This is a genomic window from [Clostridium] aerotolerans DSM 5434, assembly GCF_000687555.1.
GTDB lineage: Bacteria > Bacillota > Clostridia > Lachnospirales > Lachnospiraceae > Lacrimispora > Lacrimispora aerotolerans.
Genome location: NZ_JHWJ01000007.1, coordinates 48241 through 62624 on the forward strand (window position 1 = coordinate 48241; position 14384 = coordinate 62624).

Annotated in this window: 15 protein-coding genes and 1 tRNA gene; 2 read left to right on the forward strand and 14 right to left on the reverse strand. The window is 44.5% G+C overall.

Going from position 1 to position 14384, the window contains the following annotated elements; translation table 11 throughout:
* Window positions 1-15: 15 nt before the first annotated feature.
* Window positions 16-276 carry a DUF6783 domain-containing protein gene (locus T546_RS26350; protein ID WP_408643060.1) on the reverse strand — a complete coding sequence of 87 codons (261 nt, stop codon included), beginning with the start codon at window positions 274-276 and terminating at the stop codon, window positions 16-18.
* Between T546_RS26350 and T546_RS23400 the strand changes: the two genes are divergently transcribed.
* Window positions 175-1095, forward strand: coding sequence for an RluA family pseudouridine synthase (locus T546_RS23400; RefSeq protein ID WP_034599050.1), 921 nt, complete (start codon window positions 175-177; stop codon window positions 1093-1095). The two genes, T546_RS26350 and T546_RS23400, sit on opposite strands and share 102 nt — an antisense overlap.
* Here T546_RS23400 and T546_RS0111220 read toward each other — a convergent pair.
* On the reverse strand, window positions 1058-2461 hold the full coding sequence (locus T546_RS0111220; RefSeq protein ID WP_207641317.1) for an RsmB/NOP family class I SAM-dependent RNA methyltransferase: 1404 nt from the start codon (window positions 2459-2461) through the stop codon (window positions 1058-1060). The genes T546_RS23400 and T546_RS0111220 overlap by 38 nt on opposite strands.
* Before the next feature lie 103 nt (window positions 2462-2564).
* Here T546_RS0111220 and T546_RS0111225 point away from each other — a divergent pair, with 103 nt between their 5' ends.
* Window positions 2565-3143, forward strand: a complete 579-nt coding sequence (locus T546_RS0111225) for a hypothetical protein (RefSeq protein WP_026891698.1) — start codon at window positions 2565-2567, stop codon at window positions 3141-3143.
* Between the two features lie 49 nt (window positions 3144-3192).
* Here the strand turns inward: T546_RS0111225 and T546_RS0111230 are convergent, their stop codons facing one another.
* From T546_RS0111230 to T546_RS0111285, 12 genes are all read right to left on the reverse strand, one after another.
* A complete protein-coding gene (locus T546_RS0111230) occupies window positions 3193-3525 on the reverse strand; it encodes a DUF1292 domain-containing protein (RefSeq protein WP_024838315.1) in 333 nt (110 codons plus the stop codon).
* A 101-nt stretch (window positions 3526-3626) separates the two neighbouring features.
* Window positions 3627-4154, reverse strand: coding sequence for a cob(I)yrinic acid a,c-diamide adenosyltransferase (locus T546_RS0111235; RefSeq protein WP_026891699.1), 528 nt, complete (start codon window positions 4152-4154; stop codon window positions 3627-3629).
* A gap of 13 nt (window positions 4155-4167) precedes the next feature.
* Window positions 4168-6012, reverse strand: a complete 1845-nt coding sequence (locus T546_RS0111240; protein ID WP_026891700.1) for an ATP-dependent helicase — start codon at window positions 6010-6012, stop codon at window positions 4168-4170.
* Window positions 6013-6081: 69 nt separating this feature from the next.
* On the reverse strand, window positions 6082-7542 hold the full coding sequence (gene gltX / locus T546_RS0111245; protein WP_026891701.1) for a glutamate--tRNA ligase: 1461 nt from the start codon (window positions 7540-7542) through the stop codon (window positions 6082-6084).
* Between the two features lie 136 nt (window positions 7543-7678).
* Window positions 7679-10228: a transglycosylase domain-containing protein gene (locus tag T546_RS23405; protein WP_084326351.1), complete on the reverse strand. Its 2550-nt coding sequence runs from the start codon at window positions 10226-10228 to the stop codon at window positions 7679-7681.
* 79 nt (window positions 10229-10307) lie between these two features.
* A tRNA-Thr gene (locus T546_RS0111255) sits at window positions 10308-10380 on the reverse strand.
* 178 nt (window positions 10381-10558) lie between these two features.
* Window positions 10559-11512 (reverse strand): L-lactate dehydrogenase, encoded by a 954-nt coding sequence (locus tag T546_RS0111260; protein ID WP_026891702.1) that lies wholly within the window; start codon window positions 11510-11512, stop codon window positions 10559-10561.
* A 62-nt stretch (window positions 11513-11574) separates the two neighbouring features.
* Entirely contained in the window at window positions 11575-12642 is a 1068-nt protein-coding gene (locus T546_RS0111265) for a type IV pilus twitching motility protein PilT (RefSeq protein WP_026891703.1), read from the reverse strand.
* Window positions 12639-13133, reverse strand: a complete 495-nt coding sequence (locus T546_RS0111270; RefSeq protein WP_026891704.1) for a hypothetical protein — start codon at window positions 13131-13133, stop codon at window positions 12639-12641. Before T546_RS0111270 ends, T546_RS0111265 begins: the two co-directional genes overlap by 4 nt.
* Window positions 13134-13145: 12 nt before the next feature.
* Window positions 13146-13556 (reverse strand): hypothetical protein, encoded by a 411-nt coding sequence (locus T546_RS0111275; RefSeq protein ID WP_026891705.1) that lies wholly within the window; start codon window positions 13554-13556, stop codon window positions 13146-13148.
* Entirely contained in the window at window positions 13549-14040 is a 492-nt protein-coding gene (locus T546_RS0111280) for a DUF4860 domain-containing protein (RefSeq protein ID WP_026891706.1), read from the reverse strand. The genes T546_RS0111275 and T546_RS0111280 overlap by 8 nt, the downstream gene beginning before the upstream one ends.
* Window positions 14037-14375 carry a hypothetical protein gene (locus T546_RS0111285; RefSeq protein WP_026891707.1) on the reverse strand — a complete coding sequence of 113 codons (339 nt, stop codon included), beginning with the start codon at window positions 14373-14375 and terminating at the stop codon, window positions 14037-14039. Before T546_RS0111285 ends, T546_RS0111280 begins: the two co-directional genes overlap by 4 nt.
* Window positions 14376-14384: the final 9 nt, after the last annotated feature.

Here is a 14384-nt window from a genome sequence, read left to right on the forward strand (position 1 = left end):
TGTGGGAGATTTGCTTCAGATGAAGGCGGCGTAGTGGGCTACGCCAACTGAATTTGGAGCAAATATACTGCGAAGTGGGACGTGCAGATTGGAGCAATGAGTTTTCAGACACACCCTAATTATAACCTTTCGCTTTTTCTTGTCAATCCCATTCCACCATGATAAAATCCCTTTATGAAAATGACGATGACTTATCCTATGAATAAAACCCAAAATGACAAAACGGTGGAACGGTTTCTTCTGGAACAGGGCTACTCTCAGAAGCTCATCCGGCACCTGCGCAATACAGAAAACGGGTTGACCATTGACGAAACCCTTGTCTATACCACCCATAAACTGAAAGAAGGAGAGATACTTTCCGTTCTCATCTCAGAAGAAGATAGCTCTGAGAACATTGTTCCCACAAAGATGCCTCTTCATATCGTTTTTGAAGATGAACACCTTTTAGTTGTGAATAAAGATGCCGGAGTCCCCATTCACCCTTCTCAGGGAAATTTTGATAATACCTTAGCCAATGGTATTGCCTGTTATTTTAAGGAAAAAGGGGAGAACTTTATATACCGGGCCATTAACCGGCTGGACCGGGATACCACAGGACTTTTGATCCTGGCAAAAAATCCATTAAGCGCATGCATTCTGTCTGATATGGTTAAGAAACGAGAAATCAACCGCAGATACCTGGCGGTTGTCTGCGGAAAACTCCCGGAACAGGGAATCATAGATGCCCCTATAAGCCGGGTTGACGGCTCTACCATAGAACGCTGTACCGGTGAGGGAGGCGAGGAAGCCCGCACCCACTATTGGCGACTCTATTACGACTCTGCATCGAATCATTCCATGGCGGGGCTTAAGCTTGAGACGGGACGGACCCATCAGATCCGGGTTCACTTAAAGTCCATTGGATATCCTCTTCCAGGTGATTTTTTATATCACCCCGATTACCGGTATATCAAACGACAGGCACTCCACTCCTTTCGTCTAAGCTTTCTTCATCCAATTAAAAAGGTGCCCCTGTTCTTTGAGGCACCCATTCCGGAGGATATGAAATTTTTAGGATTTACATCCACCGAAGGCCTTTGGGATAATGATTTTTAAGAATTCCACCAGCCAGCTTAGCAAATCCAATGGAATATCCATCTACATTCATAAGGACCCAGCCTTTTTTCTCAAGCTGGGTTTTTGACAGCCCATCTTCTGAGAGAGTTTCTCCTTTTAGATACCGTATGATTTCACCGCCATCTGCCGGCAGATCGACCCATTGCCTGATCTCTTCCTTTTTCAAAGCGAGAGCCAATGCATGGGAAGGCTCCAGGCGGTTCTTTTTTATGGTTCCGATATGAAGACCTGGCCGCAGGATTTTCATGCCTTTAAAATGAATCATCTCCGGAGAAATGAGATATAACTGGTCTCCAAAGAGAATGTATTCCTTGCGAATGAGATAGGAAGCCGGATCAACAAGAATTTCCTGAAAGAACTTCTCCGCTTCCTTTATGACCTGCGGCTCTTTACAGTACTCCGGTTTTGTTCGCTTGATTTTACCACTATCCCGGTCTGCTTTTTTTAATACAGCCAGATAATGACCTTCCCCTTCTGTCTTATGAGGCCAGATGCGGAAGGTTTTCTTTAAATCCATAAGACCGGTCTTACTCCACTCCGGGCGGCCCTCAGAAAGTCCCTGACGCTCTCCCATATCCTCAATGGAAAAATCATCATTGGATAAAAGAAATTCTTCGATGACCTGCTCATTCTCTTCTGGAGAGAAGGTACAGGTGGAATAAACCAGTACACCGCCAGGCTTCAGCATCGCAGCGGCATTTAAAAGAATCTCTCCCTGACGTTTTGCACAGAGGTTCACATGATCAGGGGACCATTGAAGTCTTGCTGCCTCATCCTTTCGGAACATTCCTTCCCCAGAACAAGGGGCATCAACCACAATCCGGTCAAAAAATTCAGGAAAGTATTGAGACAGGCTATGAGAATCTTCATTGGTTACCACGCCATTTTTAACGCCAAGGCGCTCCACATTCTGGGAAAGGATTTTAGCTCTGGCAGGATGAATCTCATTGCTGACCAGGAATCCTTCTCCCTTAAGTCTGCCGGCGATATGGGTTGTCTTTCCTCCAGGTGCCGCACATAAGTCAAGTATGGTTTCTCCTGGTCTTGGATCTAAAAGCTCTACCACTGCCATGGCGCTGGGCTCCTGAATATAATATAGGCCTGCCTCATGGTATGGGTGCTTTCCTGGCCGTTCCTGGCCGCTGTAGTAATATCCTTCTTTGACCCAGGGAATCTTTTTTAAGTGAAAAGGGGACAGGCGTTCAAAGTCTTCCTGAGTAATCTTTATGGGATTCCTTCTCAGCCCCTGAACCCGGTCCAGCTCATAGCTATCGATAAAAGAATCGTATTCTTCTTTCAGTAGTCGCTTCATTTTTTCCCTGAATGCCTCGGGTAATTGAATCATCGTTTTTCCTCTAACTCGTATATTTTATAAAATATTTTGTATTTGCTGTTATTTTCATCAGTTTTTGACACAATATTAGGAGATAAACTTTGGGAGGTTCCACATGCTCTTAATATCTTTAACCGCTTACGTCATTATCCCCTTATATACCCTGCTTTTTGCATGGGGAACCGATTGGTTCACCATGAATTTTTCCGTTCTCGGAAATATATCCGGCCGGAAAAATCTGTTCCTGCTTTGGGGCATTATCGTAGGGACTTATTTTTACTGCGTATTAAAAAGAATCATCATAAACCTTCCACGGAACGAAAAGGAAAAAGCCTTTAGCATGGCAGCCCTGTTATTCCTGGCTCTTGGAGTTTTGACCCCTTATCTGCCGGAATCACAGCCGCTTCAGTCCGTGCTTCACGTGGTCTTATCCTTTATGGCTTCGTTTTCTCTGCTTATCTGTCTTTATATGGTTATCTGGAAGCTTTATTGTATGAATCAGGAGGACTACCGCCCTTATCTGATCTGCATGATAGGAATTACCATGATGTCCGCTGTTCTACTCATAATCTCAGGCATTGTAAGCACAGCACTTGAAATCTTTTTCATTCTCTCCTGCTCTGCTCTGCTACAAAGACTCTACAGCAAAATAAAATCTCCCAGAATATATATCAGGTGGCCAGAAGGCCTATAATCCAAAACCGGGACCTGCCCAAAAAGGACATGCCCCGGCTTTCATACGATTATTCCTCGTCTTCGCCTACCAGCTCATCATATTCTGCTTCGTCCAGTAATTGGTCAAAGGCATCTGCAACGATCTCATATTCATCATCATCTTCAATATTCTGAAGATCTGGCTGTCCGTCTTCACTTTCAGAATAACGATATAGATATACTTCTCCTTCTTCTGCCTCAGGGCCATCCATTGGTAGAAGTGCGATGTAGTCTCTTTCCCCTGCTGTAAAAATGGTAAGTACTACGCACTCCAGCTCTGATCCGTCATCCAAGGTAAGTGTTACTGTCATCTCCTCCTGGGATTCCATCTCGTCGTGCTCTAAATTAGCATCCTGTGCCATCTTGATACCTCTCTTTTTCAATTAATCTAGTTGTGGAGACATACGTGTATGTCTGCCTCCACTCTAACAGACAATTTAGGAAAAATCAAGGTGTTTTGATTTTAATATTCAATTCCTTTTCTCGCATTCAGGCCCTGATCATAAGGATGTTTAATTTTATGAATCTCCGATACATAATCAGCCAGATCCGTAAGCTCTTTTGATGGATTTCTTCCGGTTAAGACAACCTCCAGCCCTTCCGGACGGTCCACCAGAAACTCTCGGACCTTTTCCTCATCTACCAGTCCATAGTTGCATACTGCCATGATCTCATCCATGACCAAAAGGTCATATTCCTCTTTTACAGCCTTTTCTAAGGTAGATTCTAGGAGCTGGGAATAATAGACTGCTGCTTCCTTTTTTTGTTCCTCTGTCATTCTGGTAAAGAAGCCAAAGCTTCGTTCACAGGGTGTAACTGTAATTCCAGGTATAGCTTCTAAAACCTTCACCTCACCAGAATGATCCGTCTTTAAAAAGCGGGTAACAAGTACCTTTTTCCCACACCCTGAGGCCCGTACAGAAAGGCCTATGGCTGCCGTCGTCTTCCCTTTTCCATCACCGCAATAAATGTGTATACAGGACTTCATCATCCATTCTCCTCTCTTACTCCTGTTTTAAGTATTCTCTTACAAAGCGGGATACTTCCTGCTTTTTGCTGTATCGTTCCCGGACATAGTTGACGTGAAGCCGTTCCTTGGCTCTTGTCATAGCCACGTAAAACATCCGCCGCTCCTCCTCTAAATCCGCCGGAAGCACGGCCTTTTGATGAGGAGTTACTCCTTCGTTGGCATCCAGGATATATACGATCCGGTATTCCAGTCCCTTGGAGCTGTGCATCGTCATAAGGGCAACCCCGTCGATGCTCTGTTCCCGTTTCATTGCCTGGGCTTTTAGCTCCTCTCCATATTCTTTCATATGAAGGAACCAGCTCTCATAGGTGGAAAAATTAGCTGCACTTTCCTTTAGCTGATCCAGAACCTCAAAAAGCTCCTCCGGCTTCATTCTCCGGTACTGGGCGTAGTCCCTGATATAATCATCATATCCGATCACTTTCCGGATATAGTTTATGGCAGCGACCGGGTCCATGGTCTTAAGCATTCTAAGATCATATTCCATCTGCTCCACCCGTTCCACCATAAAGCCTTTGTCCTGGTAGAAGGATTTAATGGATTCCCAGTTTATAATCGGTCCTTCCAGAGCATCCCGGCTGATATACCGGTTTGGCCGGTTTAAGAATTGAAACACATTGGCCCGGCTCAAATCACCAAGACCTCCCTTTATATAGGCCATAATGTTCTTGCAGATCCAGTGGTCGTAAAGATTGGGAACAGAATCCCTCATGGAAAATGGTATATTGTATTCCATCAGCTTTTCTATCAGAAGTCCAGGTCCCATGTTGGTGCGGTAAAGGACAGCGATGTCAGACCAGGAAAAGCCTGTTTTTTTATAAGCCATGATTTCCTGTACAATTTCCGAGGTTTCCTCTTTTGGATCCTGCCACATCCGTGTAATGACCGGTTTACCAGTTCCCTTTTTTGTCACAATATTCTTTGGAAAACGCATTTCATTATTGGAAATTAGTTTCCCTGCCGTGGTTACAATATCTTTGGTACTTCTGAAATTTATATTTAACAAGACCTTTTTGGCATCCTTATAATCCTTCTCAAAGCCCAGCATGATTTCAGGCTTTGCTCCCCGAAACCGGTATATGGACTGGTCATCATCTCCTACGATAAAGAGATTATTTTCCGGAGCTGCTAACATCCGGATTATTTCATACTGTACCCGGTTGATATCCTGAAACTCATCTACTAATATGTACTGATATTTTTTCTGCCACGCCTCCAAAATATCCTTTCTCTGGGTAAATAATTCATAGCACATCACAAGCATATCATCAAAATCAATGAGTCCTGCCTTACGAAGCCGGTTCTCATACCCCAAATAGAGCTGCTTAAAGTTCTCTTCCGAGCAGTTTTTGGAATAGTAGTGATCCAGCCCGATCATTTCACCTTTTACAGAGCTGATCTCCGTGAGGATGGATGAGACAAATTCAGCTTCATCTTCTACCTCCATGCTGCACTGATCCATTTCCTCTTTTATGTACTGGATTCTCTGCTCTTCCCTTACGATGCTTCTGGCGTCGTAGCGGTAGGCAAATTTTAGAATCCGGAAGAAAATGGCATGAAAGGTTCCAAAGCTTACTGAGGTTGTTTCTCCTCCCATAAGGCTTTCAAAGCGGTCCTTCATCTCTCCTGCTGCTGACTTGGTAAACGTGATTACCAGTATATTGGCTGGATTCACGCCCCGCTCTCTGATCAGATGGCAAATGCGGTGAGTGATGGTAAATGTTTTCCCTGACCCAGGCCCGGCAAGGACCAGCATAGGGCCTTTATAATGAAGGATGGCATCTTTTTGTGCTCCTTCGTAAATGACTTCTTCCTCCATGATATCCTCCCTTGTGATAAAAAAAGCAGGGGCCCGGACATGACCGGAACCTCTGCTTCCCTTTATTTTTTATAAAGCCTGATTGCTTAAAAGCTCTATTCCCTTGCGGATTCGGTTTAAGGATTCCTCTCTACCAAGAACCTCCATAATCTCCGTCGCACCAGCAGGAGTCATCTGCTTTCCTGATACTGCGGTACGAATAGGCCACATAACAAAGCCGGTCTTATATTCCTTTTCTGCCACATGCTTAGAGAGAGCAGCATAAAGAGCGTCATTGCTGTAATCCTCCTGTGCTTCCAGGATTGGGAGAACCTCTTTCAGTAATGCAAGAGAATTTTCGCTGTTTGTCTTCATCTTTTTGTTGGTGTACATGGAAAGGTCATATTCCGGTAAGGCTTCAAAGAAATCAATATGATCTGCAATGTCCGGGAATACTTCAATTCTAGTTTTCACCATAGAAGCTATCTTTTTTAAATTTAAATCCTTTTTAATTACTGCCTTTACATAAGGCTCTGCCAGCTGATAGAACGCATCAAAATCCATGGATTTCATATATTCGCTGTTCATCCACTTAAGCTTTGTCATGTCGAACACAGCCGGAGACTTACTTAAGTTATGGTAGTTGAATTCCTTAATAAGCTCTTCCAGAGAAAAAATCTCCTGATTGCTTTCCGGGGACCAGCCTAACAATGCCACGTAATTAACCACTGCCTCAGAAATAAAGCCCTGCTCGATTAAATCTTCGTAGGAAGCATGTCCGCTTCTCTTGCTTAGCTTTTTATGCTCTTCATTGGTTATGAGAGGACAATGAACATATACTGGCACTTCCCAGCCAAAGGCTTCATAAAGGCGGTTATATTTCGGAGAAGAGGATAAATATTCATTGCCTCTTACCACATGAGTGATGCCCATTAAATGATCATCTACTACATTAGCGAAATTATATGTCGGATACCCATCAGATTTAATCAGTACCATATCGTCAAGCTCTGAATTATCTACGGAAATATCTCCATATATTTCATCATGGAAGGTTGTTTTTCCTTCTGTCGGGTTGTTCTGACGGATTACATAAGGGATTCCTGAAGCAAGCTTCTCCTCTACCTCTTCCTTTGTCAGGTGAAGGCAGTGCTTGTCATAAGTCATGATTTCCTGTCCATCTACGGTTCGTTTTAAGGTCTCCAGTCTTTCCTGGTTACAGAAGCAGTAATACGCTTCCCCTTTATCGATCAATTTTTTCGCATAATCCAGATAGATACCGGTTTCATGGCGTTCACTCTGGACATAGGGGCCCACGCCTCCGTCTTTATCCGGACCTTCATCATGAATTAAACCGGTCTCTTCCAGGGTTCTGTAAATGATCTCGACCGCGCCTTCTACAAAACGCTCCTGATCCGTATCTTCAATGCGGAGAAGGAAATCGCCGCCTTCATGTTTTGCAATCAGGTAAGCATACATTGCAGTTCTTAAATTTCCTACGTGCATGCGGCCTGTAGGACTCGGTGCGTATCTTGTTCTTATTTTACTCATTGTGAACACACTCCTATATCTTCTTTCTTATGATGGCCGATCCTGTTGACCGGCTATGAGGCAAACCTGGTTGCCGCATAGCCCATTATATACCCAACAACAGGAAAAAACAATGTTTTGAACCAATTATATTCGATTACATTCCAGGCTCTACCTGAATGGGACCGTAATCTGAGCCATCTGGACCCTGATCAGGTCCATCTCCTCCTCCCGGCTCCATATCTCCAGGAAATACAGTAGTTGTGGTTTCAGAAGGCCTTGTAACTCCAGGACCCACCTCCTGTGGCTTTGTCCCGGACTCTTCTTTTTTCGGCAGAGACATGACATGGTTAATGGCAGCCTCAAGCTGGGGATTTAAACTATCGTAGTATTCGGTTCCAACCAACTGGTCAAGAAGGGAGTGAGCCGTATTAATCTTTTCATCCGTTGTGCTGTCCCGGTACTGAGTCCCATTAAATTCATTGATAATGGACTGAATGGCAGCCGCAGCCTGATCTGCAGCCATTTGAGATGCCTGAGCAGCCTCCGCGTTCCTCTGAGACTGGGATTCCAGCTTTTTACGTTCTTCTTCCTGCTGCCACCTTCCGGCATCCGCTCTTGCGGCTGCTTCTGCTACCGATGAAAACAGATCTTTTCTTCCTGTTTCCTTATCCGTTTTTTCACCAATGGAATCAACGTTTGAAAGGGACACCGTTGCCGGCATATCCCAGTCAAGTGCAGGAAGATCTTTGTTTATTTCAGCCATAAAATCATGCCAGATTCTTCCGGAATAAGTTTTTCCATAGACTCCGGGCATTGCTTTTGGAGTATCATAGCCCACCCAAATGGCGGTTGTGTAATACTTGGTATATCCGCAGAACCAGGTATCCTTGTTGCTGTTGGTGGTACCGGTCTTACCTGCGGCAGGAACATTAAGGCCCAGGCCATATCCTGTTCCATACGGCTTATCAAGGGTTCCCTTTAAAACATCGGTGACCATATATGCCGTATCTTCTGTAAAAATCCGTTCATCGGCCTGACTCTCGTTGTAAATTTCGCCATCGTACTGGCTTTGAATGCTGGTGATACAGGATTTGCTGCTGTACATTCCTTTGTTCGCTAAAACCGCGTAGCCTTTTGCCATATCAACGACTCTAGCTCCCTCTGTAAAACCACCGATACTCATACTGGTGTTTCCGTTATCCAGATAGCTCAAACCGTTAAAATGCATCTTTCCAAGATATCCGATTCCCTTATCCACACCAATGTCAGCAAGCACCTGCCAGGCTACGGTGTTTAAGCTTCGGTTCAAGGCTTCTCTTACAGAGATGGGACCAAAATACTTGCCCCCGCTGTTTTTAGGACCCTTGTCGAAGAGATTGTCATTGACCAGTCTGGAAGGATAATAAAATCCGCTTTCAAAGGCCGGAGCATAATCAATCAACGGCTTAATGGTGGAACCAGGCTGACGTCTGCTTAAAAAGCCGCGGTTATATTCATCATCCGTTCCCCGGCCGCCAACAATGGCTACCACATAGCCGGTCCTGTTATCCACACAAACAGCCGCTCCCTGGAGAGCAAGCTTGCCATTCTCCTGAACTTCTTTAAACTTCTTAAGCCTGTCATCAATCAGGCCTTGAAGTAAATTCTGAATGTCCGTATTAAGGCTGGTATGTATTTCAAATCCGCCGTTTCTGATCATATCACTTTTCGTCTGGTAGACTTCCTGATATTGCTCCTTATAGGCATCGTAGGATTCCTTATTATTAAATACGTACTTAAATACAAACCCATCATTCTTCATCAGCTCTAAGGTTGCCGCATGGATGGCGTAGCTGGTCTGATAATTCTCTTTCGTTCCAGGTTCGTAAATCTTAGCCACAGTTATTGGCTGGGCCTTGGCATTTTCACTTTCCTCTTCTGTAATGAACTTACAGATAGCCATACTGTTGATAATCTGATTTCTCTTCTTCTGAGAAGCTTCGGGGTGAGCAACCGGATCATATTTTGACGGATTGTTGCTGATTCCTGCTAAGGTGGCTGCTTCCCAAATGGTTAAGTCTTTGGCTTCCTTATCAAAATAATAACGGCTTGCCTCCGACACACCGTAACATCGGTTGGCATAGAAGTTGGTATTACAGTAAAACTCCAGAATCTCCGGCTTTGTATACTTCTTCTCCATTTGAGGTGCCGCAAAGAACTCCGTCAGCTTTCTCTGGAAGGTCCTCTCCTGTGACAGGTATGTATTCTTAATTACCTGCTGGGTAATGGTACTGCCTCCCTGGGTAAAGACTCCCTTATTCTTTAGAAACACCAGACCAGCTCTTAAAAGACCCTGGTAATCAATTCCGTGATGCTTATAGAACCGCCTGTCCTCCTGAGCTACATAAGCATTCTGAAGGTTCTCACTAATTCCCGTAATCGGCACATACTCATAATGACCAGAGTTAATCGTTCCTATAAGAGTACCGGAAGAATCGTATACTCTCGTATCCGTTGGCTGGGAAAAATCCGTCTTGCTTGTCTTACTCATAATGGAATCTGCCTTCTCCTTGCAAGCCAGAATCTCATCCTGATATTTTAAAAATACGGCACCGCCGGCCAGGCACCCTAAGACCATAACCGCCAGAAACGTAAAAAGAATCACTTTTATGGGCTTTAAAAAGACAGACCATCTTGTTTTTTTCTTCTTTCTTTGTTTCTTCATTTCCATGTGCCTCCTTCTTTTACTTTTTATATGACAAAAACGGGAAGTCTCTTAACTAAGACTTCCCGTTTGTTTTCAGAGCTGATGACGGGACTCGGACCCGTGACCTCCTCACTACCAATGAGGTGCGCTACCACCTGTGCCACATCAGCATCTTTATGGTTCTTACCTCGAACCTCGTATATCATAGCATGGGATAATATCTTTGTCAATAATATTTTTAATTTTTTACTTAAATACAAAAATATACAAAATTTTACATAGATAGGGAAATGGAAAGAGGAAGGGAAAGGTGAGACACGTCCTTCCTCTTTCTATAAATTCCCCTATTTAAAAGATACCTTCAAAGCTTTCCCGAAGGGTGTTACAGGAATTATTAAGCCGTTCTTTTTCATCCTCTGTAAGAGACAGAGTAAGAACCCTCTGAATTCCATTTTTATTGATGATACAGGGAACTCCTGCATATACCTCAGATTGTCCATACTCTCCGCGAAGCATGGCGGATACGGTAAATACGCTGTTTTCATCTCCTAAAATGGCTCTTGTGATTCTGGTAAGAGACATACCGATTCCATAATAGGTGGCCTGCTTTGCTTCTATAATCTTATATGCCGCTGTGCGCACCTCTTCTTCAATGCGCTTTAATTCTTCCCGGTTCACCATATCTTCCTCTCCGCCAGATCCGCAAAGAGATAAAATAGGTTTTGTCGCAATCATCGCCTGGCTCCAGGGAACGAACTCACTGTCTCCATGCTCTCCGATTACGTAGGCGTGCACATTTCTCGGATCCACCCTTAAGGATTCCCCAAGAAGATACCGAAGTCTTGCGGTATCAAGTGTGGTTCCGCTTCCGATGACCCGCTTTGGATTAAAGCCGGATAAGGAATAGGTGATCCTTGTCATGATATCCACTGGATTTGTAGCCACAAGGAAGATACCATTAAATCCGGACTCTGTTACAGGTTCCACAATGGAACGGAATACCGCGGCGTTGCGCTTTAACAGATCAAGCCTTGTCTCTCCCGGCTTCTGAGCGACTCCGGCACAAATCACAACAATATCTGCATCGGAGCAATCCCTGTATTCCCCTGCATAAATTTTCATATGGGAACCAGAAAAAGCAAGTCCATGATTTAAATCCATGGCTTCTCCCTCTGCACGTTTACGGTTAATATCAATTAATACCAATTCATCACAGACTCCCTGGTTCAACATGGAATAAGCATAGCTCATTCCCACCATACCTGTGCCAACCAATGCAACTTTTCTTTTATCTGTTCTCATCATCAAACACGCTCCTGTCATTGTTATAGTTATTTTATCGCTTGAACAGGAAAGTATACTCCTTACATTCCCCGGTCAATCTTTTTTGCCATTAATTCACTGTTGCTGCTGTAAATAACTGCATTTTCCCTGGTGATCTTTCCTTCCCGGTACAGATTTAAGAGACTGGCATCCATGGATACCATCCCTTCTGTCTGTCCGGTTGCTATGACAGAATCGATCTGATGGGTCTTAGACTCTCGGATCATATTACGAATTGCATTATTAAAAAACATAATTTCAAACGCCGGCTCAACACCTCCGTCTACGGTCGGAATTAACTGCTGTGAGATGACGGCCTGAACCACCATGGAAAGCTGCATGCGAATCTGCTGCTGCTGATTGGGCGGAAAGCTGTCGATGATTCGGTCAATGGTGTTGGCGGCGCCTACCGTATGAAGGGTAGAAATCACCAAATGGCCGGTTTCCGCTGCCGTCATGGCAATTCGAATGGTCTCGTAATCCCTCATCTCTCCAACTAAAATGACATCCGGTGCCTGTCTAAGGGCTGCCCGCAGGCCTGTCACATAGCTGTCTGTATCCGTAGTGATTTCTCTCTGGGTCACGACACTCTGCTTATGGCGGTGAAGATATTCCAGAGGATCCTCCAGGGTGATTACATGGGCGTTCCTGGTGTTGTTGATCTTATCAATAATACAGGCTAAAGTCGTGGTCTTACCGCTTCCAGCCGGACCTGTCACCAGCACGAAGCCCTTCGTCATTCTGGCAACGTCCATAATGGTCTCAGGAATATGAAGTTCCTTATAATCCGGCAGATCAAAGGTAACTACCCGGATTACGGCTGCCAGAGAACCCCTTTGGCGAAATACGCTGGAGCGGAATCTGCAAATGCCTGGCAGGGCAAAGGAAAAATCATCATCTCCATGCTCCTTTACCTTATCCATGTCCCTGTTTCCAGCCAACTGATACAGTTCTTCAATCAACGTCTCCATCTGGGCCGGAAACAGCTTTTCTTCATTCTGATATACGATTCTGCTTCCTATCTTATAAGAAAAAGGCATACCTGGCACAAGAAAAATATCCGATGCATTCTTAGCCACAGCAGCATTCAATAAATCCACTACCTTCATTTTCCAGTCTCCTGATTATCTGATTCTCCCCCATTATAAACGGGCATGAACGTATCAACCGTATAATCCTCGGTCTGAATTACCTTCCATTTACGCACCCAAACCTCTCCTTCTCCTAAAAAACTGGGAGAGAGCTCTATGGAAAGCGCCTGGGAATGAGCCATTGGTATCTGGGTCGTTACTATCCCTTCTTCCGGCTGATAATAATCTCCAAGCTCTTGTGCCAGAAGCTCCTCATAATTCCCAAGCTCTGGTGCGTTTCGTTTCATCTCTTTCACTTCTTCCAGAACCATCCGGTAGAACTCTTCTCCCTCACTGTCCGTCAAATAATATTCTTTTACTGCGGAAGCATTACGCTCTGCCAGCTCACGTTGACTTTTGGCTGCACTTAAGGAGAGCATTCCAAACGTCACAAGGCACATCACAATAAAAATTAAAATGAGGGTAGGGCCTCCAATGTTGGCTCTGTATCTGATTTCCTGTTTTGCCATGGTTCACCTCCGTCAGCTGCCGTTTTCATGGCGATTCACAGTAAGGGTATATAGAATTTTCTCGCCTTTTTTAACCGTCAGGACCATCTCATCTGTTTCCTGAAAATCTGCCTCTGCAGAAAATACAGCCTGACCACTGGTCATGGGTTCTCCATTTTTATCAAATTCCATTCGGCTTGGTTCCCCACCGGAACCGCTTTCCTTAAGGGCGAACACTTCCTTTAGCCCCTCTTTCCCTTTTTCCTTAAACACCTCACAAGAGCTTTGGGCGATAACAACTGCCCGGTTTAAGTCAGAGGCTTCCCGGCTTATAAGATCTGCCTTTGTAAAGATCCGGGTACATATTCCGGCACAAAGGAGGAAGAAAAAAACGACGCCTATCATTTCCATAAGAAATACGCCAGAATGACTTTTTCTATTCATCTTGTGCTCCTTTGCTTCTTAAGGAAAGCCAAAGGGAGCCTCCCTCTGTTCCCTCTGTTTTTATATGTAGCAGCCCATCGTTCATCTCCATGGTTACCGGGCTACATGATAATATCTCGTTACCGTCTCCGATGGAAAGGCCGCTCCCGTACTGGGAAAACAGCTCCCACAGTTTTCCTTCCTGATAGTAAATGTCCGTCACATAGACTGAATCCTGAATGACCTGCTTGAGTTCCAGAACAGTGGTGCCTGAAACCTCTTTCACAGACACACTGCCGGCTTCATCGCCTTGTCTTACCTTATTGGCAATATAGCTTAACGCCACATCTTCCCGATAAGCAGCTTCCATTCTGTGATTGATATTCTCATACACTTTTCCGCCCATAAGAACCAGAAACAGGGCGCTTAATACAAACACCAGAAACAGTATCAGAGTGAAAAGAGCGCCGGTCATCCGGCTTCTTTTATCCATGCTCCCGCTCATTTGCCACCTCCCGGTGCTGATTCATGAAGATTGACGGTAATATCCGGCATGAAGTTTGAGGCAAAGCCACTGTAAAAAACATCATACCGTTCTCTGTCAATCTGTATTCCGTAATGTTCTTCTAAATATTCCACACTAGGGGGATATCTTCCTTCTATGGCATAACATTGTACCGAGGCCCTACGAATCGCGTCCCGGAGAGTATCTGCTCCCTCTGCATCTGCCCGATTGGAGAAGAATAATATTCCTATTATGAAGGCCCCAATCATACAAGGGAATATTGCCAGGGTAAGAAGGCTGCCTGAGATTTCTTTCAGGGAATTTTTAAGCTTCAATAATCTCTC

Coding starts and splice junctions, on each gene's coding strand:
- T546_RS23400 (WP_034599050.1), top strand. CDS start 175: ATGAAAATGACGATGACTTATCCTATGAATAAAACCCAAAATGACAAA.
- T546_RS0111220 (WP_207641317.1), bottom strand. CDS start 2,461: ATGATTCAATTACCCGAGGCATTCAGGGAAAAAATGAAGCGACTACTG.
- T546_RS0111225 (WP_026891698.1), top strand. CDS start 2,565: ATGCTCTTAATATCTTTAACCGCTTACGTCATTATCCCCTTATATACC.
- T546_RS0111230 (WP_024838315.1), bottom strand. CDS start 3,525: ATGGCACAGGATGCTAATTTAGAGCACGACGAGATGGAATCCCAGGAG.
- T546_RS0111235 (WP_026891699.1), bottom strand. CDS start 4,154: ATGATGAAGTCCTGTATACACATTTATTGCGGTGATGGAAAAGGGAAG.
- T546_RS0111240 (WP_026891700.1), bottom strand. CDS start 6,012: ATGGAGGAAGAAGTCATTTACGAAGGAGCACAAAAAGATGCCATCCTT.
- gltX (WP_026891701.1), bottom strand. CDS start 7,542: ATGAGTAAAATAAGAACAAGATACGCACCGAGTCCTACAGGCCGCATG.
- T546_RS23405 (WP_084326351.1), bottom strand. CDS start 10,228: ATGAAGAAACAAAGAAAGAAGAAAAAAACAAGATGGTCTGTCTTTTTA.
- T546_RS0111260 (WP_026891702.1), bottom strand. CDS start 11,512: ATGAGAACAGATAAAAGAAAAGTTGCATTGGTTGGCACAGGTATGGTG.
- T546_RS0111265 (WP_026891703.1), bottom strand. CDS start 12,642: ATGAAGGTAGTGGATTTATTGAATGCTGCTGTGGCTAAGAATGCATCG.
- T546_RS0111270 (WP_026891704.1), bottom strand. CDS start 13,133: ATGGCAAAACAGGAAATCAGATACAGAGCCAACATTGGAGGCCCTACC.
- T546_RS0111275 (WP_026891705.1), bottom strand. CDS start 13,556: ATGAATAGAAAAAGTCATTCTGGCGTATTTCTTATGGAAATGATAGGC.
- T546_RS0111280 (WP_026891706.1), bottom strand. CDS start 14,040: ATGAGCGGGAGCATGGATAAAAGAAGCCGGATGACCGGCGCTCTTTTC.